Origin of the sequence: Bacillus pacificus, from assembly GCF_020861345.1 — a bacterium.
Lineage (GTDB): Bacteria > Bacillota > Bacilli > Bacillales > Bacillaceae_G > Bacillus_A > Bacillus_A pacificus.
On sequence record NZ_CP086328.1, the window covers coordinates 2,333,083 to 2,353,057 of the forward strand.

19 protein-coding genes and 1 pseudogene are annotated in these 19,975 nt (G+C 35.8%); 12 read left to right on the forward strand and 8 right to left on the reverse strand.

What is annotated here, in order from left to right; all coding sequences use genetic code 11:
• Positions 1–56 precede the first annotated feature (56 nt).
• The 3 genes from hmoA to LMD38_RS12190 all read left to right on the forward strand — a co-directional run bounded on the left by hmoA (position 57) and on the right by LMD38_RS12190 (position 1,755).
• Positions 57–383 (forward strand): heme-degrading monooxygenase HmoA, encoded by a 327-nt coding sequence (gene hmoA / locus LMD38_RS12180; RefSeq protein ID WP_000469503.1) that lies wholly within the window; start codon positions 57–59, stop codon positions 381–383.
• Positions 384–451: 68 nt separating this feature from the next.
• Positions 452–1,156, forward strand: coding sequence for a nucleotidyltransferase family protein (locus tag LMD38_RS12185; protein ID WP_061182886.1), 705 nt, complete (start codon positions 452–454; stop codon positions 1,154–1,156).
• A 203-nt stretch (positions 1,157–1,359) separates the two neighbouring features.
• A complete protein-coding gene (locus tag LMD38_RS12190) occupies positions 1,360–1,755 on the forward strand; it encodes a VOC family protein (RefSeq protein WP_061182887.1) in 396 nt (131 codons plus the stop codon).
• A gap of 142 nt (positions 1,756–1,897) precedes the next feature.
• On the opposite strand, the gene LMD38_RS12195 is transcribed toward LMD38_RS12190, so the two are convergent.
• Positions 1,898–2,500 (reverse strand): hypothetical protein, encoded by a 603-nt coding sequence (locus LMD38_RS12195; protein WP_062822658.1) that lies wholly within the window; start codon positions 2,498–2,500, stop codon positions 1,898–1,900.
• A 278-nt stretch (positions 2,501–2,778) separates the two neighbouring features.
• Here LMD38_RS12195 and LMD38_RS12200 point away from each other — a divergent pair, with 278 nt between their 5' ends.
• On the forward strand, positions 2,779–3,282 hold the full coding sequence (locus tag LMD38_RS12200) for a GNAT family N-acetyltransferase (RefSeq protein ID WP_062822659.1): 504 nt from the start codon (positions 2,779–2,781) through the stop codon (positions 3,280–3,282).
• 107 nt (positions 3,283–3,389) lie between these two features.
• Here LMD38_RS12200 and lsrF read toward each other — a convergent pair whose 3' ends face one another.
• From lsrF to LMD38_RS12220, 4 genes are all read right to left on the reverse strand, one after another.
• Positions 3,390–4,172: a 3-hydroxy-5-phosphonooxypentane-2,4-dione thiolase gene (gene lsrF, locus LMD38_RS12205; protein ID WP_061182890.1), complete on the reverse strand. Its 783-nt coding sequence runs from the start codon at positions 4,170–4,172 to the stop codon at positions 3,390–3,392.
• A 6-nt stretch (positions 4,173–4,178) separates the two neighbouring features.
• The gene (locus LMD38_RS12210; RefSeq protein ID WP_000909986.1) at positions 4,179–4,541 is read right to left on the reverse strand and encodes a cupin domain-containing protein; all 363 of its coding nucleotides are present in this window, start codon (positions 4,539–4,541) and stop codon (positions 4,179–4,181) included.
• 128 nt (positions 4,542–4,669) lie between these two features.
• A complete protein-coding gene (lsrK, locus tag LMD38_RS12215; protein ID WP_016717806.1) occupies positions 4,670–6,232 on the reverse strand; it encodes an autoinducer-2 kinase in 1,563 nt (520 codons plus the stop codon).
• A complete protein-coding gene (locus LMD38_RS12220; RefSeq protein ID WP_061182891.1) occupies positions 6,232–7,164 on the reverse strand; it encodes a sugar-binding transcriptional regulator in 933 nt (310 codons plus the stop codon). The genes lsrK and LMD38_RS12220 overlap by 1 nt, the downstream gene beginning before the upstream one ends.
• Positions 7,165–7,361: 197 nt before the next feature.
• On the opposite strand from LMD38_RS12220, the gene LMD38_RS12225 reads away from it, so the two are divergent.
• The 4 genes from LMD38_RS12225 to lsrB are packed head-to-tail and all read left to right on the forward strand — an operon-like array spanning position 7,362 to position 11,819.
• On the forward strand, positions 7,362–8,843 hold the full coding sequence (locus LMD38_RS12225; protein ID WP_061182892.1) for a sugar ABC transporter ATP-binding protein: 1,482 nt from the start codon (positions 7,362–7,364) through the stop codon (positions 8,841–8,843).
• Positions 8,840–9,793 (forward strand): ABC transporter permease subunit, encoded by a 954-nt coding sequence (locus LMD38_RS12230; RefSeq protein WP_061182893.1) that lies wholly within the window; start codon positions 8,840–8,842, stop codon positions 9,791–9,793. Before LMD38_RS12225 ends, LMD38_RS12230 begins: the two co-directional genes overlap by 4 nt.
• Positions 9,790–10,779 carry an ABC transporter permease gene (locus tag LMD38_RS12235; protein ID WP_062822660.1) on the forward strand — a complete coding sequence of 330 codons (990 nt, stop codon included), beginning with the start codon at positions 9,790–9,792 and terminating at the stop codon, positions 10,777–10,779. The genes LMD38_RS12230 and LMD38_RS12235 overlap by 4 nt, the downstream gene beginning before the upstream one ends.
• Complete coding sequence (lsrB, locus tag LMD38_RS12240) at positions 10,776–11,819, forward strand: autoinducer 2 ABC transporter substrate-binding protein LsrB (RefSeq protein ID WP_062822661.1); 1,044 nt, start codon at positions 10,776–10,778, stop codon at positions 11,817–11,819. Before LMD38_RS12235 ends, lsrB begins: the two co-directional genes overlap by 4 nt.
• A gap of 44 nt (positions 11,820–11,863) precedes the next feature.
• Here the strand turns inward: lsrB and LMD38_RS12245 are convergent, their stop codons facing one another.
• Positions 11,864–13,366: a malate:quinone oxidoreductase gene (locus LMD38_RS12245; protein ID WP_062822662.1), complete on the reverse strand. Its 1,503-nt coding sequence runs from the start codon at positions 13,364–13,366 to the stop codon at positions 11,864–11,866.
• A gap of 380 nt (positions 13,367–13,746) precedes the next feature.
• On the opposite strand from LMD38_RS12245, the gene LMD38_RS12250 reads away from it, so the two are divergent.
• The 3 genes from LMD38_RS12250 (at position 13,747) to LMD38_RS12260 (ending at position 17,071) form a co-directional block, all read left to right on the forward strand.
• On the forward strand, positions 13,747–14,793 hold the full coding sequence (locus tag LMD38_RS12250; protein WP_062822663.1) for a DUF2332 domain-containing protein: 1,047 nt from the start codon (positions 13,747–13,749) through the stop codon (positions 14,791–14,793).
• A gap of 134 nt (positions 14,794–14,927) precedes the next feature.
• Positions 14,928–15,512, forward strand: a complete 585-nt coding sequence (locus LMD38_RS12255; protein ID WP_062822664.1) for a TetR/AcrR family transcriptional regulator — start codon at positions 14,928–14,930, stop codon at positions 15,510–15,512.
• An 11-nt stretch (positions 15,513–15,523) separates the two neighbouring features.
• On the forward strand, positions 15,524–17,071 hold the full coding sequence (locus tag LMD38_RS12260; RefSeq protein ID WP_062822665.1) for an MFS transporter: 1,548 nt from the start codon (positions 15,524–15,526) through the stop codon (positions 17,069–17,071).
• Positions 17,072–17,168: 97 nt separating this feature from the next.
• Here LMD38_RS12260 and LMD38_RS12265 read toward each other — a convergent pair whose 3' ends face one another.
• The gene (locus LMD38_RS12265; RefSeq protein WP_062822666.1) at positions 17,169–18,506 is read right to left on the reverse strand and encodes an FAD-binding oxidoreductase; all 1,338 of its coding nucleotides are present in this window, start codon (positions 18,504–18,506) and stop codon (positions 17,169–17,171) included.
• 275 nt (positions 18,507–18,781) lie between these two features.
• A pseudogene (locus LMD38_RS12270) lies at positions 18,782–19,117 on the reverse strand (VOC family protein).
• Positions 19,118–19,342: 225 nt separating this feature from the next.
• Here LMD38_RS12270 and LMD38_RS12275 point away from each other — a divergent pair.
• A complete protein-coding gene (locus LMD38_RS12275; protein WP_062822667.1) occupies positions 19,343–19,834 on the forward strand; it encodes a hypothetical protein in 492 nt (163 codons plus the stop codon).
• Positions 19,835–19,975 lie beyond the last annotated feature (141 nt).

Here is a 19,975-nt window from a genome sequence, read left to right on the forward strand (position 1 = left end):
TAATCAACTATAATAGAAGAATAGTAGTATTGTATTACAAAGAGGGAGTGGGATATATGTTTATTGAAACGAAAACATTTACAGTAAAAGAAGGTACATCAAATATAGTTGTAGAACGTTTCACTGGAGAAGGAATTATTGAAAAATTTGAAGGCTTTATCGATTTAAGTGTTCTTGTGAAAAAAGTAAGACGCGGCGACGAAGAAGTTGTCGTTATGATCCGCTGGGAATCTGAAGAAGCGTGGAAAAACTGGGAAACAAGTGAAGAACATTTAGCAGGTCATAGAGCGAGTCGGGGTAAGCCAAAACCAGATCATATCATTAACGTTGATCACGCAGTTTATTATGTGAAATCATCGAAAGCGGCTTATCAACAGTCGTAATATATAAGTAGAGGATACATGTTGTAGATGCTAACATGTATCCTCTTTTTGTAGTAATGGGGGGGGAAATGATGGAGAGTTTTTCATTCATTATAAATGAAAAACATAAAAAATTGGTACAAACAATTTTAAATGAATATGTATTTAGAGATAAAGTGAATGGATTGATGCTAATTGGATCTGTCGCAAGAGGCGATGCATATCCTGAATCTGATTTAGACTTCTATATTCTTTTAGAAGACGGACAAAAGAAGAAATTTCATTCTGAAATGAGAGAAGATATTTTAGTTGAATATAAGAGTGCAGATTTTAATCAAATTCAAATAAACTTTAAAAACAATCCGATGGAACTATACTCATTTCTAGAAGGGAAAACTTTGTTTGATAAAAGCGGTGAGTTAAAAAAATTAAAGGAAATAGCTACATATGAATTTGAAAACTATCGAGTTTCTAGCGACAAAGTGAAAGGCATTTCTCATTGGTTGCATAGTTCGCTTATTAAAATTCAATCTGCTTTAAAAGCAAATGATGAGTTAAAAGCTTCATACATAGTTCAAACTTCAACTTGGACATTGTTAGATGGGGTATGGGCTGTTAATAATAAGCCTATACCGCCAGCGGGATCTGTTTTGAAGTATATTGAAACGTTATCTAAAGTACCAACTCATTTTGAAGATTTTATAAATAAACTGTTTTTAGGTGATACGACAGAGCGTACCTCTGCAGCAATTTTCTTAATTGAGTGGGTTTTACACAATTTGAAAAATAAATAATGTGGCTATTTTATATAGGTAAAATAATATTTCGCGTCGAACAGTTTATGGAATTGCAGTCATAAAAAAACGTTCTAGGCTATAGAGAAAAGTATTAGACTATAAAGCATAGTCTTAGACGGAACGCTTGAATATCTTACCTTGCATATTTACGTGTTATGAAAATGAGTCTACATACCCTCTGCTTAAAAGGAGATGAGTGAATGAAGTTAAATCATTTGAATTTATGTGTTGATGATTTATTAGAAGCGAGACATTTCTTTGAAACATTTTTTGATTTTCAATTTTTGGAGCAAAAGGGAAAAGCACTAGTAGTAATGAGTGATGAAAGTGGATTTATACTTGTGTTAAGTGACCCAAAAGCATTTAAGGGAAATAAGGAAGTGATGTATCCTGAGGCTTTTCATATTGGTTTTTTAGTGGATACTTCAAATGAAGTTGATCAAGCATATAATCGTTTAGTAGCTGGCGGCATTGAAATAGAAAAGGCACCGTATTCTATGCGAGGTAGTAGTTACGGTTTTTATTTTTCAATGTTTAATGGTTTGTTAATTGAAGTGTCTTGCCTTGACTATAAAGATGGTAAGACACTTCAATAGCATTAACAAGAGTAATTGTTTGAAGATGTAAATTTATTAGCCCCTTATCCGGTATGGAAAGGGGCTTGATCATTTTAAGGGACATAAAAGTAAAAATAAACGAATTTTAGTCAGGAAAAGGGCATGTGAGACAGCTTCTTTATTAATCTATTTGAATTACAAATTCAAGCACAGTTTGATCTTTCCTAAACGGCATATTGAGTTCTTTAAATCGTAAGCTTATTCCAGACAAATTATCAGGAAGGGCAGGAGATATAACGAAATGATGACTAAAATGTCCATCAGTGCCGCCCCCACCTTCTGACCAGCAGTCATATGTATCATCTATTGATAATTGGAAGAAACTATGAGGTTTGTTTTCATTAAAAGCGTCATTCGCCGAATCCCAATCGCTATATAAATAAACTACACTAGCATTTGCATATTGCCGAATAAAAGTTACGGTATACATGATACCTTTATGTTCATACGTTTTAAAAACAGGTATATGTTTTTGGAATTTAGTTGGTTCGACACGAGGTTTAAATTCATTTTCGTCCATCATGGAAGAGAATAGTGAATTTAGATAGTCTGGATAAAATTCGTATTGCTTTGCCCATTTATAAATCGCTTCATCATGTGGAAAACCTGGATCACCACCTGAAAGTTCTTTTCGTTCTTTTAATAGGGCACAAATTTTTTCATCGATAGTATATAATCTTTCATCGTAATAATCGGTAGGGCGTTCAAAACCCATTCGTTTCATAATCATTCCTCCTTTTCTTTATTTTAGCAAATAAGAAAGGACGATATATTTTTTAATGTAAAAATTAAGTGAAAACCTAAAATCATTTATAAATCAAATATTGTAGATTTAAAATGAAGTTTGATAACAAGGTCTATTTTGCAGAGAAATTAATTATGTATAAAATAACAATAATGTATCTTAATGCAAGAAAATCTAGAGAACCAAGCATGTTTCCCATATGGTACAGTACGAAACGATTATAAGTAGTACAGTGATATAAATAGGAGGTTACCACTATGACAGATGTATTTAAAGATATGGCGTTCCAGCTAAAAACGGAACGACTCGACCTGAATATGTGGGAGGAATCCGATGCAGTCTGGCTTAGAAAACTAATTGGTGAACGTGGAGTGGAAATGCCAACCATTGAATCTGTTCGTAGCTCTCTTATCGAAATGCGCAAGAAAGCAATTGAAAATGGTATTTCTCTTCTCACAATTCGTAGACGAGACGAAGGCGATTTCATCGGATACTGTGGCTTAATCATCGGTCGTTCTACGCTTGAAGAGCCGGAGATTGCATACGAATTGTTCAAAAGTGCTCATCGCAAAGGTTATGCGACAGAGGCAGCATCAGCAGTGCTGGAAGCTGCGATTGCTACGGGACGCCATAGACTTTGGTCTACTGTAGGCGCTTGGAATACTGCGTCTTTTCGGGTATTAGAAAAGTTAGGGTTTCATCGGCATCACAGTACTTATGGTGAACGCGGTGAGATTGTTTGGAATGTGCGCGATCTGTAGGTTAAATTCAAAACAATGAAAAATGTAAAAGAAAGCCCATATGTTAGATTCCTCAGTAATCTAACATATGGGCTTTTCTTTTAAATGCAATAGTTTGCTCGTTTGTTTTAATTTTTTACATCTTCGTATAATTCCAGCGCCTCTTTCACATTCAATCCATTTTTCACAATGCCATGTATCGCTTGAATCATGGCAGCAGGATGTTCAGATTGCCATATGTTTCGGCCCATATCTACTCCAATTGCACCTTCTTGTAGTGCATTGTACGTAATGTTTAATGCGTCTTCAATTGAATCTAGTTTTGGCCCACCAGCAATTACGACTGGGGCAGGGCATGTGCTCGTAATTTTTTCGAACCCTTCGCAGTAATACGTTTTAATAATGTCAGCACCCATTTCAACACATACACGGGAAGCAAGTGCTAGAAAGCGAGCTTCACGTTTTTGTAGTTCTTTCGCAACTGCGGTAATGCCGAGTACTGGCAGACCATAATCGTGAGCTTCTGAAACTACGTTTGCGAGATTCGTAACCGTTTGTGTCTCATAGTCGGACCCGACGAAAACAGACACACCTACGCCAATCGCGTTTTGTTTTACTGCTTCTTTTACAGGTGTAACAATTGTCTCATTCGCTAAATCTTTACCGACGACAGTAGCCCCGCCAGATACACGCATAACCATCGGTGTACTGCAGTTTTCAGGAATGCAGGAGCTAAGTACACCACGCGTCAAAAAGAGAGAATCCGTATAAGGAAGTAAGTTTTTAACTGTTTCAAGTGGCTGTTCAAGCCCATGAATTGGTCCTAAAAAGTAGCCGTGATCTATCGCTAACATAACCGCTCTGCCATCAGGTAAAATTGTATTTAATCGATTTTTAAATCCCCAAGTCATTCGAAATCACTCCTTTGTTAATGTTGGATTTTCCGTTTGTACCGTATCTTTATTTGGTAAATGTGGTGACTTTATAAAAACTGCTTTAAAAGGTTTGTCAGAATGGTTAATAAGATAGTGAGATTCATGTGGGCGAACTTGCAGGACATCCCCTTGTTTAATTGGAACTCTTTCGTTATTTACATAGAAATCTATTTCACCTTCTAATGCATAGAATACCTCTTCGCACGTTGTATGATAATGGTTTTGAAACTCTTGCCCAGGCTGAATGACAACAAGGCCTAAATCAATATTCGGCCCTTGTATTAAATATTTCGGCCCATTATCACCGAAGCGATAAGAGAAATCATTTTCATTCGCTTTTAACATACATTTCACTCCTTTATCTCGTATTAACGGGCAGTAAAACTCCCATCTCAAAATTTGTCTGGAGCAAAGAAGATAGGTGGAGATCAACTGCCCGTAAAAGCCTGATTAGTTGAACTTTATGTAATCTGTTACAGTGCACCAGGCGCAATCCACATATGTGAAGTGAGCCCTTTATCAGCTAAAGCGAGCTGACTGTCATACACAGTTTTCCATGTTTCATAGAACTCTTTATATAGTTCGTGATTTTCAGTAACTGGTTCGAATATTTGCTCCCACTGTACAAACTGTTCGGCAGTTTCTTCCATAGATGCATATATGCCAGCGCCAAATCCAGCAGCAATTGCGGTTCCTAAAGCAGCTGCTTCTTTCACAACAGGTACTTTTACAGGAATACCAAGGACGTCTGATAGAATTTGTGGCCATAGTTTTCCTTTAGCGGCACCACCAGCAAAAATAACTTCAGAAGGGAATGTCCCTGTGAGATTTTCTATTAATTTTAAGTTTCCAAGTGTAACGAAGGCTGCATTTTCTTCAATAGCACGGAACAGTTCTTTTTTTCCGCATTTGTCAGCATCTAAACTTAAATTTAAAAAAGAAGGTGCGGCATGACGCCAAGAAATGTAGTTCATAACGTTTGAAAAAGTAGGGATAATGCCATGTGAACCGACAGGTACGTCTTTCGCTTGTTCTTCTAGTAATTCATAAGCATCTACACCGAGTTTGTCAGCAAGTTTCTTTTCCTCTTGGCAAAAAGCGTCTCGAAACCAGCGCATAACGAGTCCTGGGAAAAAGGCAATCGTTTCATATTGCCATAGATTAGATACGACGTGACAGTTTATACGAATCGCAGCTTGTGGATCTGGTATTGGCTCAGTAACATTCACTTCTTGTTGCCAAAAACTACCTCCGCATATTAATGTTTGATTCGGTTTCACGACTCCAGTTCCGAGCGATGCCATTTGAGCATCTCCGCCCCCGGCTACGACAGGAATCCCTTCACGTAATCCAGTTAATGCTGCACACTCTTTTGTAACGTTGCCAATTACTGTACCAGCTTCATTTACTGTTGGTGAAAATGGTAAAGATAGACCGCACTCCTTAGCGACATCGTTATCCCACACTCTATTTTGTAAATCAAAAATACCTGACGTGCATCCGTTTGAGGGATCAATTTGCAGTACGCCGCTTAGTTTATATAAAATCCAATCGTTTAACATTGTAAAAGAGTGAATAGTATTATAGACGTCGGGTTCATGTTTTTTAATCCAAAGTAGGCGGGGTAAAGCACCTAATGAAAAAGTTTGACCAGACTTTGTATATAAATCTTTTTCAAGATGTGACCGAATTTCTTTTAGCTCACTAACTTCAGCGGATGCACGCCCATCAACATTTGCGCAAGCCCAAATTTCTTGCCCATTTTTATCATATAAAACAAAACCTTCTCGCATACTAGTAGCGCTAATAGCTTGAATGGAAGAGGGCGAGATATTACTTCTTTGTAAAACTTCTTTCGCGCATTGTTGTACTAGCTTCCAGTTTTCTATTACATCAAAATTCATAGAACCTGGGTAACGAGGATCTGTATTATGAACCCATTCTTTTTGACTGACAGCAATTTGATTACCTAGTAAATCAAAAAGAACAGCTCGAATGCTTCCTGTACCAGCATCAAAAGCTAATAAATGAGACATTAACAATCACCATCCTTTCGTAATAAGGAGAGGGCCGTTTCCTCATCGGTAATTAATGTATGAATAAACTTGCCTTTTAAGGCACCATAAATTGCGTCTATCTTTTCTGTACCTCCAGCAACACCGACGACATGATTCATATTGCGCAAGATAGAGAGAGGCGTGCCAATTAGACGATTGTGATGCGAGAGCTCTAGCAAATCGCCATTTGTATTATAAAACTGTCCTAAAATATCGCCAGCACCGTTTTGACTACGAATATATGTCATTTCACGTAGTGTTAATTTTTCTTCCTTTACAATCGTAGCGTCTTGAGATAATCCGCCAATACCGACAACTGCTGTATGTGCAAGTGAAGCGACATGAAGCATATCTTTTACACTCGGTTCTGATAAAATACTTTGTGCCATTTCGGTTGTAGACGCTAGAAACGGCGTAGGGATAATGTGAAGATCACCTTGCATGTAGTGTAAATAGTTTTGTTTTCTCGAGAGATAGTGATTTACTCCGCCTGTTAACGTGACGATTGAAAGATTAATAGAAGTCTCAAAATGAATGTTTTCTAGCATTTTGCTAATTGTTTCTCCCCATCCAATACCGAGTAAATCGCCTTGCTGGAGATGAGTTTCTAAATATTGTGCAGCAGCTTTTCCAAGAGAAGCGTGATAATTGTTTACTGGGGTCGGGATAATAAAAGCATCTTTTAAGTGGAATTTTTTCATTAAGTCACGCTCAATACTTAAACAGTGCAAACCAGTCCCTTTTACGTGAAATGTAACGATACCTTCATTTCGCGCCTTATCTAATAACCGGACGACTTTATTTCTTGAAATATGAAGAAGTGAAGCGATCTCCTGTTGTGTTAATTGGTCTTTATAATAGTACCAAGCGACTTTAGTTAATAAATTCTCTTCAAAGTTCAGCTGAGTCATACTCTTCATCCCTTTCAACAATTGACCACTGCTTAAACATATGTGCCATATATTTTGTTTATTCCAGTTGAAACGATGAATAGTATGTAGAAAAAATTGTTCTAGATATGAAAAAAGGAATATACAATGCTACAAAACAAGTAGAACAAATAATCATTTTCTCAAAAAATGTTCTGGATAAAGGCAGGTGATATCAAGTGGAGAACGTACCTTTATTACAAGTAAATAAAATGAGTAAGGCGTTTTCAAATCAACTGGTATTAAAAGAAGTGAACTTACAAGTAGAGCGCGGAGATATATACGCTTTAGTTGGGGGAAATGGCGCAGGGAAATCAACATTAATGAAAATATTAACGGGGTTATATTCGTATGATGATGGAGAAATGTATGTAAAAGGAACGAAGCAACAGTTTTCAAATCCGTCAGAAGCACACCGAAAAGGTATTTATTTAATACCGCAAGAACCGCTCATTTTTCCGCATATGACTATTAAAGAAAATATATGTATCGGGTTAACAGAAAAGAAAAAGAAATTAAGAGTACAGATTGAGCAATTGATTAACAGTCTAGGGTGGGATATTAACCTTAATGAACTAGGAGGATCATTATCGATTGCGCAACAACAGTTAGTAGAAATTGTTAGAGGATTAATACGAGAAGCTGAGATTCTTATTTTAGATGAGCCAACATCGACATTAACAACTCACGAAATTAAGAGTCTTTTTGTGTTGATGAAAAGTTTACAAGAAAAAGGAATTGGGATGATTTATATTACGCATCGCTTTCCAGAAATCTTTGAAATTGCCAACAAAGTAGCAATACTACGTGATGGAATGATTGTAAGCCAAGGTGACGTATGTGACTATACATATGACATGCTGATGGAGGGGCTGTTGCCAAAAGGGTATAAACAGAAAGAGAAAATAGAAGTAGTTCAAGAGACAGCAAGGACGAAAAAAATATTAGAAGTGATCGATATAACGAGCCACGCATTCAAAAATATATCATTCACTGTACATGCGGGTGAGATTGTAGGTGTTGCTGGCATTATAGGATCTGGCAGGACTGAATTAGCAGAAGCGATATTTGGATTGAAAACTATAAAATCAGGGTCTATCTTATTAGAGGGGAAATCAATTGATGCGTGTTCTTTGCATAAAAGGCTAGAAAAGGGACTGGTTTATGTCCCAGAGGATAGGGCGAGGAATGGCATTTTCTCAATTGCTTCTGTTAAAGAAAATATTGCAGCAGCAAATTTACAGCAAAATAATCGCTTTTTTATAAATCAAGAAAAAGAAAGCGCTTTAGTTAATTCATTTATAGAACAGTTCCGAATTGTTGTACAGAATATGAATGAAGAACTAGTATCTTTATCAGGAGGTAATCAGCAGAAGGTCGTGCTTGCGAAATATCTCGCATGTAATCCTAAAATTATTATTCTTGATGAACCGACTCGAGGAATTGATGCGAAAGCAAGGATTGAAGTGTATGAGACGATAGAAAAAATGAAAAGGGAAGGACTCGCAATATTATTAATCTCTTCCGATGTTGAAGAAATTGTGCAATTAGTAAACCGTGTATATGTAATGCGAAATGGGCGATTTGTTTCTTATATGGAAAAAGAACAACTAAGTGTGAATGAAGTTACACGCCTTGCACACGGAGGTGTAGCGGAATGAAACGCATGTTAAAAATGCATGAAACGTCTATCATACTGTTACTACTAATGTATATAGCTATTGTAGGAATAATAAACCCTAGTTTTATTCAATTTAACTCGTTATCTTTACTGATAAAATCAAGCGTTATTTTAGTCATGCTAGCAATTGGCCAATCGTTCGTCTTATTTACGAAAAATATAGATGTATCAGTTGGTTCAATTATGGGATTAAGCGCAGCAGTTTGCGGAATGTTGTTAACGGATGGATATCATGCATCTTTGTCCATACTTGCTGCTATTTTACTTGGCGCTATTCTCGGTTTTATAAATGGAATTGGTGTTGCGAAGTTTCGGGTACCGGCCATTATTATGACATTAGGTATGTTAGGGGTCATTAGAGGTGCGATGTTAATCTTTACAGGTGGAAAGTGGATTGAAGATATACCAAACGATTTTAAGCAACTGTCATCGATCGTCATACTTGGTTTGCCGATTATTGTATGGATTGTTCTTATTATTTTACTACTACTATACTTCTTTTTAAGGAAAGTGCCATTTGGAAGATACTTTTATGCGGTAGGTGATAATGAAGATGGCGCGAGACTTATTGGTATACCTGTTAATAAAGTGAAGATATATGCGTTTATAATTTCAGGCATAAGTGCTGCGCTCGCTGGTTGCATATTTGTTATGAATATCGGATTCGTTCCAAATCAAACAGGAACTGGGATAGAACTACAGGTTATCGCAGCTGCTGTACTAGGAGGAGTTCATTTAAAAGGAGGAACGGGTTCTATAGTTGGAGCTGCATTAGGAGCGATATTTTTAGAGGCGATAAGCAGCTCACTCGTCTTTTTAAAAATACCAGCATTTTGGAATAATGCTATTTCAGGTTTCTTATTATTGCTAATCGTCATATTAGATAGCGTTATGAAAAAGTGGAAGGCAGAAAGGAGGATGAATCTATGAAGTATGTATACAGATGGGAAGGTGTTCTAATCGTATTACTTCTTTTAGAATTCATTCTCTTTAGTTTTATAAATAGTGATTTCTTAAATATTAGTAATCTCCTTTTTAGTACAAATGATTTCCTATTTATCGCAATTGCGGCGATACCAATGACTTTCGTTATAGTAACAGGAGGAATTGATGTATCGGTCGGCTCCATAATGGGTCTCACTTCGATCTTAATCGGTGTACTTTGGTTGAACGGAATACCTATTTTGTTTGCTGTCATAATTGCCCTAATAATTAGTTGTTTAGCAGGCGCTTTAAACGGACTTATTATAAAAATGACAGATGTAGAACCACTAGTTGTTACACTCGGAACGATGTTTTTATACGGAGGAATTGCACTCGTCATTTCAGGAGGGGCAGGTGCTTCTGGGTATGAAGGAATAAGTGGTTTACCTGACACATTTGTACAACTGGCAAACGGTAGTTTTATAGGAATACCGAATTTATTATGGTTACTAATTATATTGATGATTTTATGCACGATATTGTTTCATCGCACCATATACGGGCGCCACGTAAAATTAACAGGTGCGAACGAAAATGCAGCAAAATACACCGGGATTAAAACGAAAAAAGTAGTCATCATCGCCTACATACTCTCCGGGTTAGGAGGTGGATTAGGAGGCGCTTTCTTAACTGCCTATTTCGGTTCCGCACGTGCTGATATGGGAAGTGAAACGATTTTACCAATCATTACAGCAGTCGTATTAGGCGGGACACTTATTACAGGGGGAAAAGGAAGCATTATCGGTACTGTACTGGCGAGTATTTTTATTGGGCTCATGCAGTATGGTTTGCAAATGACGGGTTTAACAAATGAACAATCCAACGTAGTAATTGGTATTATCCTTATTCTTTCAGTTATTATGAGACATTTCAAATTACATCAATTCACATTGGGGAAAAGAAAGAATTTGCATAAGGGGGAAATGTCATGAAGAGAAAACTAGGGGTTGTATTAATCGTATGCATTTGTTTAATCGGCTTAATCGCTTGTTCTAGTCAAACCGCAGATAAGAAAAAAGCTAATGATGTGAAATTTGTATTTATCCCAAAATTAACTGGGGTTGGCTTCTTTACATCAGGTGGTGAAGGAGCAAAAGAGATGGGGGATAAACTAGGCGTACAAGTGAAATATGATGGACCGTCTGAAGCGAGTGTTTCTGGGCAAGTAAAATATATAAACAATTTCATTAACCAAAACTACGATGCACTTATGGTTTCTTCTACCTCAGTTGATGGTTTATCGCAGTCACTGCAACGTGCTAAGAAAAAAGGCATGACGGTATTAACATGGGATTCTGATGTGAATCCGAAAGATCGTTCCTTTTATATAAGCCAAGGAACACCAGACCAACTTGCTAACTTATTAATTGAAATGACTTCCAAGCAAATTGGAGATAAAGGGAAAGTAGCATTTTTTTATTCTAGCCCAACAGTAACAGATCAAAACCAATGGGTAACGAAAGCGAAAGAAATTATTAAAAAGAAATATCCGAAATGGGAAATTGTAACGACGCAGTACGGTGAAAATAATGCGCAAAAGTCTTTGTCAGTAGGGGAGAACATATTAAAAACGTATCCGGATATTAACGCTATCATTTGTCCAGATGCAACGGCACTTCCGGCAATGGCGCAAGCAGCTGAAAACTTGAAAATGGATAAAAAAGTAGTGGTAACTGGATTTTCTACACCGAACGTTATGCGTGATTATGTAAAACGAGGAACAGTACAACAATTCGGATTATGGGATGTCAAACAACAAGGTGCACTTGCAACGTATGTAGCAAATGAAATTGTTGTAAAAGGGAAGAAGTTAAAAGTAGGGGATAGCTTTGAAGTAAAAGGCATTGGAAAAGTGAAAGTAGAGCCAAACTCCATTCAAGGATATGATTATGAGGCAGAAGGGAATGGAATTATCGTACTGCCAGAGCGAGTCGTATTTACGAAGGATAATATTGATAAATATAATTTCTAGTAACGAAAAAACGTCCGAATGTATCGGACGTTTTTATTTCTTCATTAATTATGAACCGTTTCTTTTTCATTTAATCCAAGGGTACGACCTGTAGAAGTGTGAAGGTCTTGGAATAATCTTGGATTCTCTGTTAATGAAATGCCGTAAGAAGGAATCATTTCTTTTATTTTTCCTTCCCATTCTACCATGCGGCTTGGGAAACATTTTTCTAATACTTCAAGCATAACATGAACGGCAGTAGAAGCACCCGGTGATGCACCTAGTAACGCCGCAATTGATCCATCAGCCGCACTAACAACTTCTGTACCAAATTGAAGTGTTCCTTTACCGCCAGCATCAGTATCTTTAATTACTTGTACACGCTGACCAGCAACTACAATATCCCAATCTTCACTTTTAGCGTTCGGAATGAATTCGCGTAATTCTTCCATACGTTTTTCGTGTGATAACATAACTTGCTGAATTAAGTATTTTGTTAGTCCTATTTCTTTTACACCAGCAGCTAACATCGTTAAGACGTTATTTGGTTTTACAGAACCAATTAAGTCAAGGTTTGAACCAGTTTTTAAGAATTTAGGTGAGAAGCCTGCGAATGGCCCAAACAGTAATGCTTTTTTGTTGTCTATATATCTCGTATCTAGATGAGGTACAGACATTGGCGGAGCGCCAACTTTAGCTTTACCGTACACTTTCGCATGATGCTGCTCTACAACTTTTTGGTTTTTACATACCATAAATAGTCCACTTACCGGGAAGCCACCGATATGTTTTGATTCAGGGATACCAGTTTTTTGAAGTAGAGGTAGGCTACCGCCACCGCCGCCAATAAAGACGAATTTTGCAGTGTGATGCTCAATTTTACCACTATTCATATCGTGTACTTTCACTTCCCACAAACCATTTTTCGTGCGTTTAATGTTTTCAACACTATGTTTGTAGTTTAGCTCGACATTTTTCGTTTTTAAGTAATCAAACAACATTCGTGTTAATGCACCGAAGTTAACATCTGTTCCAGAGTCAATTTTCGTTGCCGCCATAGGCTCATTAGATGTACGACCTTCCATAATGAGTGGAAGCCATTTTTTTAATGTTTCAGGAGAATCGGAAAACTCCATTCCTTGAAACAGTGGATTTTTTGAAAGCGCTTCAAAACGGTTTTTTAGAAACTCAACATTTTTTTCACCTTGTACTAAACTCATATGAGGTAGAGGCATAATAAAATCTTGTGGATTACGAATTAATTTGCTTTTTACAAGATATGCCCAAAATTGTCTTGAAAGCTGGAATTGTTCATTCACTTTTACAGCCTTACCAATATCTATAGATCCGTCAGATTTTTCGGAAGTATAGTTCAGTTCGCATAGTGCAGAATGCCCTGTACCTGCATTATTCCATTCATTAGAGCTTTCTTCCCCGGCACTAGCGAGTTTTTCAAAAACTTTAATTTCCCATTCTGGTGCTAATTCTTTTAGCAATGAGCCTAACGTTGCACTCATAATTCCTGCACCAATTAAGATAACGTCTGTTTTTTGCTGCATGTTGCTCATGATAATCTCTCCATCCCCTATATTGGCAAAAAAGAGTAGGTGTTTACTGTGTCTAAGCCGTAAAAAGAAAACACCGCCTAGGCCCCACCTAGGTATTTACCTTTTTTGTCTCAATTGTATAACCATCTCATACTCTATTATAATAATTAATAGACTAAAATATCTAGTGTTATCTGATAATTTTAAACTATTTAACGTTTTATTCGCCAAAAATCTTATTTAACAAGCTCTTTTAAGGTGATAAATAGAAAAAAATTACAGTTTGAAATTATCTCGAAAAAGCTTACGTATCCAAAAGCGGGTAGAAAGTATATCTTTTTATGGGATTTTTTGCTCTGTTTATTGTATGATTATTCTGAAATTTAAATGGAGGGATACTCATGCGTACACAAGAACAAATCGCAAACTTATTTCGAAATTTTTCAATAAAGGAATGTAAAGGGTCAAGTGACTTATATGAATACTTAGCAATACAAATTGCTGAAGATGAGGAAGTACTTACACTATCTTCCTACGCTCAAGCAGGTCAACCAGTCCCAAACTTATTATTAGGTGCAGTACATTATTTATTATTAGCAGGGAAAGAACATCATTTAAAAACGTATTATAGTAGCTTAGTTGAACATGCTAATACAGATTTAGATCAAGCTTTTGGTCATTTTAAAGATTTCTGTAAAATGTACAGAGAGGAAATCATTACTTTATTACAAACGAAACTTGTTCAAACGAATGAAGTAAGACGATGTGCGTACTTATATCCAAGTTTCAGTTACATATTTAACAAAGTGAATAAACCGTTAGCGTTAATAGAAATTGGGACAAGTTCTGGATTACAACTATTTTGGGACCAATATAGCTATTCGTACGGTACAGATGAAACATACGGAAATATAAATTCGAATGTACATGTAACTTCTGAAATAAGAGGGGAGAATGTGCCTCAACTTTTAAAAGAAAGTCCACCTGTCGTAGAAAGAATCGGATTAGATTTACATGTAAATGATTTACATAGTAACGAAGATTATTTATGGCTACGTGCACTTGTTTGGCCAGAACATAAGGAAAGGCTTGAACTCTTTGACAAAGCTGCATCTTTAGTAAAAAATGAATCTGTTCAATTAGTAGAAGGAGACGGCGTGGACCTATTACCATCTATTATTGAACGAATAAGTAGCGATGCTGTTATCTGTATTTTCCATACACACGTCGCCAATCAAATACCTGAACAAGTAAAACGTAAGTTAGAAAAACAAATCCAAGAAATTGGCGCAAAACGTGATGTATTCCACCTGTATAACAACATGTGGGATCGTGACCTTCATATTGATTATTATATTAACGGAAACGAATATCGTGAAACGGTTGGAGAAACAGAAGGGCATGGGAGATGGTTTAGCTGGAAACTTGGGAATGAGACGCTTTGTTAATATTTGAGAAATTTTTATTTTCAAGAAATTAGATAATGAAATTCCAGAAAATGAAAGTAACTAGTTACTTTCATTTTTCTTTTGTGATAATATGTTAGTAATTACTTACTTACATATTGAATGGAGGAATAAAAATGGGGAAATTAACAGCACGAGAAAAAGTTATGGAAGCTGCTACGCTATTATTCGGAGAAAAGGGCTATACAGCGACAACAATTCGTGAAGTGGCAGAAAAAGCGGGAGTAAGCGAGTTAACGATATTTCGTAATTTTAAAAATAAGGAAAATCTTTTTAGGGAGAGTATTATTTTACGGACGACACCAGTGGCCTTGTTAGAGGAAATAGAAGAGCAATTTACTGGTGATTTACAAAAGGACCTTACGAAAGTGGCAGAAACATATATTCAAACCAATTTGCCAAAGCTGAACTATATTTGGGCTGCGTTAATAGAATCAAGACAAAATAGTGAAATGAAAACATTACTACATGAGTTAAATTCACATCTAGTGAATCACTTAGAAAAATATTTAAAGCAACTTGGGGAGGCGGGACACATTTCTCCTTGTAATTATCGTTTGATAGCGAACATGTTTTATGGACAACTGTTTTTATACATTATGAACGTTAGTATAACGGAAGAAAAAATTCAGTTAGAAGAATATATAGAGACGTGTGTAAATTTATTTATGAATGGAATTTCAAATAAAGAAAACGAATAGGGGTGAGAGAATTGCAGAATACATTTGCATTAATAGCTTTAATTGCAGGCTTTTTTATGGCAATTTTAGATTCAAATATTGTGAATATCGCATTACCAGAAATGACAAAGACATTTCATACGTCAATTGATACAATTTCATGGATTGCTAATAGTTATAATGTCGCCTTTGTATCGTGTTTATTAATTGCAGCACGTCTGGCTGACCAGTTTGGTCGCAAGAAGCTGTATATTATTGGTTTATTGGGGTTTTCTGTTAGTTCGTTTATGTGTGGTATAGCCACTTCTTTTCATACATTAGTAGCTTTTAGAATAATACAAGGAATTTCCGCCGCAGTTATCGTACCAGTTGCTATGCCATTAGGCCTTAATTTAGTACCGAAAGAGAAACAAGGTATGATAGGAGGCATCATGGGAGCTTTTGGGGGATTAGCAGCGGCAATTGGCCCTTCACTTGGAGGTGTTTTAACTGACAAATTAAATTGGAGTTGGGTGTTTTTTATTAATATACCAGTTGGTATTTTATCTTTCATCTTCGTGATTCTTTGTATTAAGGAATCGTATGATCATGCTGCAAGCTCAAAAATAGATTGGGCAGGTATGATGACTTCTGCATCTGCACTATGCTTACTCGTATATGCACTCATACAAGTAAATACAAATCATTTAAGCACGATAAGCTTAATACTTCTTTTTATACTCTCACTCATAGGCTTTATATTATTTTTTATTATTGAAAAGAAAACTGAAAATCCAATGCTGCCATTACAGTTATTCACAAATAAAGAGTTTTCAGTCTCGAATTTTTCTTTATTCTTTGTTGGAATGGGATTAATGAATTTTTTGTTTATACTTGCTTTTTATTTCGTTCAAGTAGGAGGTATGTCTGAATTGCAGTCAGGTTTAATAATTAGCACGCTAGCGATTGTTTCAATGATTGTTACAACAATAGTAACACCAATTGCAGCAAAGCGGGGAAGTTCATTAATAGGCAGTATAGGTCTACTAACATTTATCATAGCATCATATTTATTTAGTCAAATAGATTCCAACTTTACTACATGGAATTACCTTTGGCGATTAATGATTGTTGGGATTGGAACTGGCTGCACATTAGCACCGTATACAACAACGGCAGTTTTAAGTGTGCCTATTGAAAAGTCAGGTGTTGCTGCAAGTATATGTAATATTTCAAGAACAGTTGGAAGTATTGTTGGGGTAGCTATACTGGTGATGTTTCTGAATCATCAGTTGTTAGTTGAAAAAGAGAAGGTAAATAGAGAAGCAGTAACTGTAATTAAAAAAAGTGATTTGTCAAATTTAGAAAGGGAACAGGTATTGCAAGCCATAAATAAAAAACAACAGATAGTATTAAAAACAGATGAGGAGGGGAAGATTTACAAGCAACTAAAGGAAAAATATAAGCAAGGAATTATTCGTAGTTATAATTTAGTATTTTTAATGGGGAGTATTATATTTTTTATCCCTTTTACTTTTAATATAGGAAGAGTCATTATAAATAAAAAGAGAAGTAAAAGAGTTATATCTTATGCTTCATAATATTGTTATGTAAATAAAATAATATTTATACTAAACTGCTAAATAAACAATATAATATGCATGTTTATTTAGCAGTTTGAAAATAGTATTTAAATAATTAAAAAGGCGGAATACTTTGAGGGAAGTTAAAAACATTTTTTGGATCATATTTTGCTTTTACTTCCATTAATCGGTCAAAGTTGCAACTAAAGTATGCATCTGGCCAATTTTTAATGGATAGGTCAGGAGTATTAACATAGACACCTTTTGTAAATGGAAGCATTGCTAAGCGGAAGTCTTCAACCCATCGAATACTTCCACCAGCACCTTCTGGTTGCTCCCAAGTAGCGAATATTGACATGTTTGATAGTGCTTTTCGGTAAAAGTAAGCAGTTGCCTCATTTGGCACCTCAGCAACAGCACCGCCTAATCCATGGAAAAATACGGAGGTGGTGGAAAAGGGAGGTGTATTATTAATAAAGTGATCGATAATGGATAGTCCTTCTTCTGGTAATAGTTCATATACATACGGACCAACACTTTTAAATGGTAAAGGAGTTGCTGGTTGCTTCTCAGCTATTTTCGCTGCTGCTTCTGCCCAAGGAATTTCCTCGATAGTTACTTGGAAAGGTGAACCGGCTTTTAATAATGGCTGTAATAGCGTCTGCAATTCTTGAACAGAACCGAGAAAAACTCCTTGCATTAATAGAGATGGTTCTAATCCTGCAGACATGAATAGTGTAGTTGTAAGTCGTTTATCAGCGCAAGGTAGTGTGTATTCTTGCCAAGAGTTTAATACGGGTTTTAAATCTGATATCCCCCAGCTTATTTCTGCGAAGCCTACTGTATTAATTTTATGCGTTCGAAATTTGAATGAAGTACATATTCCAAAGTTTCCACCACCAGCACCTCGTGAAGCCCAAAAGAGATCAGAGTTACACTTTTTGTTCACACGTATTACACAGCCGTTTGCGTCTACCATTTCTAATTCAAGTAAATGATCAAGGGTTAATCCAAACGGACGAGAGAGTATGCTATGTCCACCCCCTAAAGTAACACCTGCAATACCTGGAGTAGGACAAACTCCGCTTGGCACAACTAATCCTTCAGCTGCAAGTGTTTCAGTTAAAGAAAGGTTCCTCCATCCAGTTCCGATTGTTACAGTTCCACTATCATGATCAATTTCTAATTGCTTCATTTCACTTACATCAATTACAAGACCAGCGTTGCTAACGGATAATGCCTCATAATTATGACGTCCAGAGCGCATGCGCATAGGGACATTATGTAGCCTTGACCAGCGTACAGCGTTTACTACATCCTGCGTATTTTGAGCAAAAACAATGATTAACGGGAATTTGTTGAAGAAGGTGTTGAATTCCTCACGAGCGGAATTATAATCAGGACTATTAGGTGTAACGATACGACCAGTAAGTTCAATTTGTTGATTATTCATTTCAGATATCTCTCCTTGACGTGAAATATATAATGTGGAAATACAGAAAATAAAAAAGAACTGACAATACTTTATAAGTAAATGAATAAGGGAAGAGGATTATGCCAATAAAGAAAAGGCAGTGCTTCATATGTAGCACTGCCTTTTTGTAATTATATGTATGTACTCAAAATCTCCGCAGGTAATCTGTTTCTTCAAATTTAGTAAAATATAGCTGTTGCATAATATTCCTCCAAACCAATTTTCATTTGTTTTTCAGAAAAGAAAAAGAGGCGTTAAATCGTAATTTCAATTTGATTACCTTCAGGATCACTTATTACATTTTCGTAATAGCCATCTCCAGTGAAACGCGGTCCATTTAATAAAGAATAACCATCATCTTTTAATCTTGTAGTTAATTCATTTACACGTTCTTCATTACCGACAGAGAAAGCTATATGAGCATAGCCAATAATAATAAGGTTCGGCTCGTTTTCAATCCCTTTTTTACACATAAGTTCAAGTCTTGTTCCAGATTCGAACGTAATAAAATAAGATTCAAATTGTTTCGCTTCATTATGATATAAAGAGTTGGCTTTACCATTAAACTACTTTGTATAGAAAGTACGCATTTATTTTAAACTATTTACCCATATTGCAATATGTTCAATTTTCATAGTTTTCACCAGCCCTAACTTAACTGATTAGGCTGTCACTTTATAAAAATTATTTTTTTATTTCAAGAATTTTGATTTGGTGTTAAACACGACTATTAATTTTTGGTTGTTTATGCACATACAATGTGTAATTAAGTGAATGATCAACATAGTAATTACAGAAAAGGGTGAATAACACATATGAATCAATTTGAGCAAATGATGTACGTTGGTGTCATGATGTCTATTGTACTATCAGTAATGATTTTAGGGTCCTTATATTATAATCCCCGACTTTCGTTAACGGATTATCCGAAAGATATTCAAAAAGTAGTTTTTCCGAAATCGATTCATGAAAAAAAACAAACTATTTATTTTAATATTGCATATAACGCTATTCTTTTCGGTACTCCTTTCGTTTCTACATATATACTACATAAACATGAAAAATTATTATATATTGATGCCTACTTACATACTTTTGGTATTTTAATGATTTTCAATTTAGTAGATTTACTTATAATTGATTGGCTAATTTTTTGCTGGATTACTCCGAAATTTATTGTTATTCCTAGTACGGAAGGGATGAAGGGATATAAAGATTATAAGTTTCATTTAAGAGGGGCTATAGTCACTACTCAATTTTTAGCAATCGTCAGTTTGTTTTTGGCGGGAATTGCGACAACTATATAGTGTGAAGAAGGGCATAAAACGTTTATAGAAAATAAGGAAACTTATAATATATAGAATTAGAAATAAGAATTTGATAGTATTGGAGTAAGGAGTTTTAATAGCAATATATTAAGTGGTACTAATATATTGTTGCAAATACTT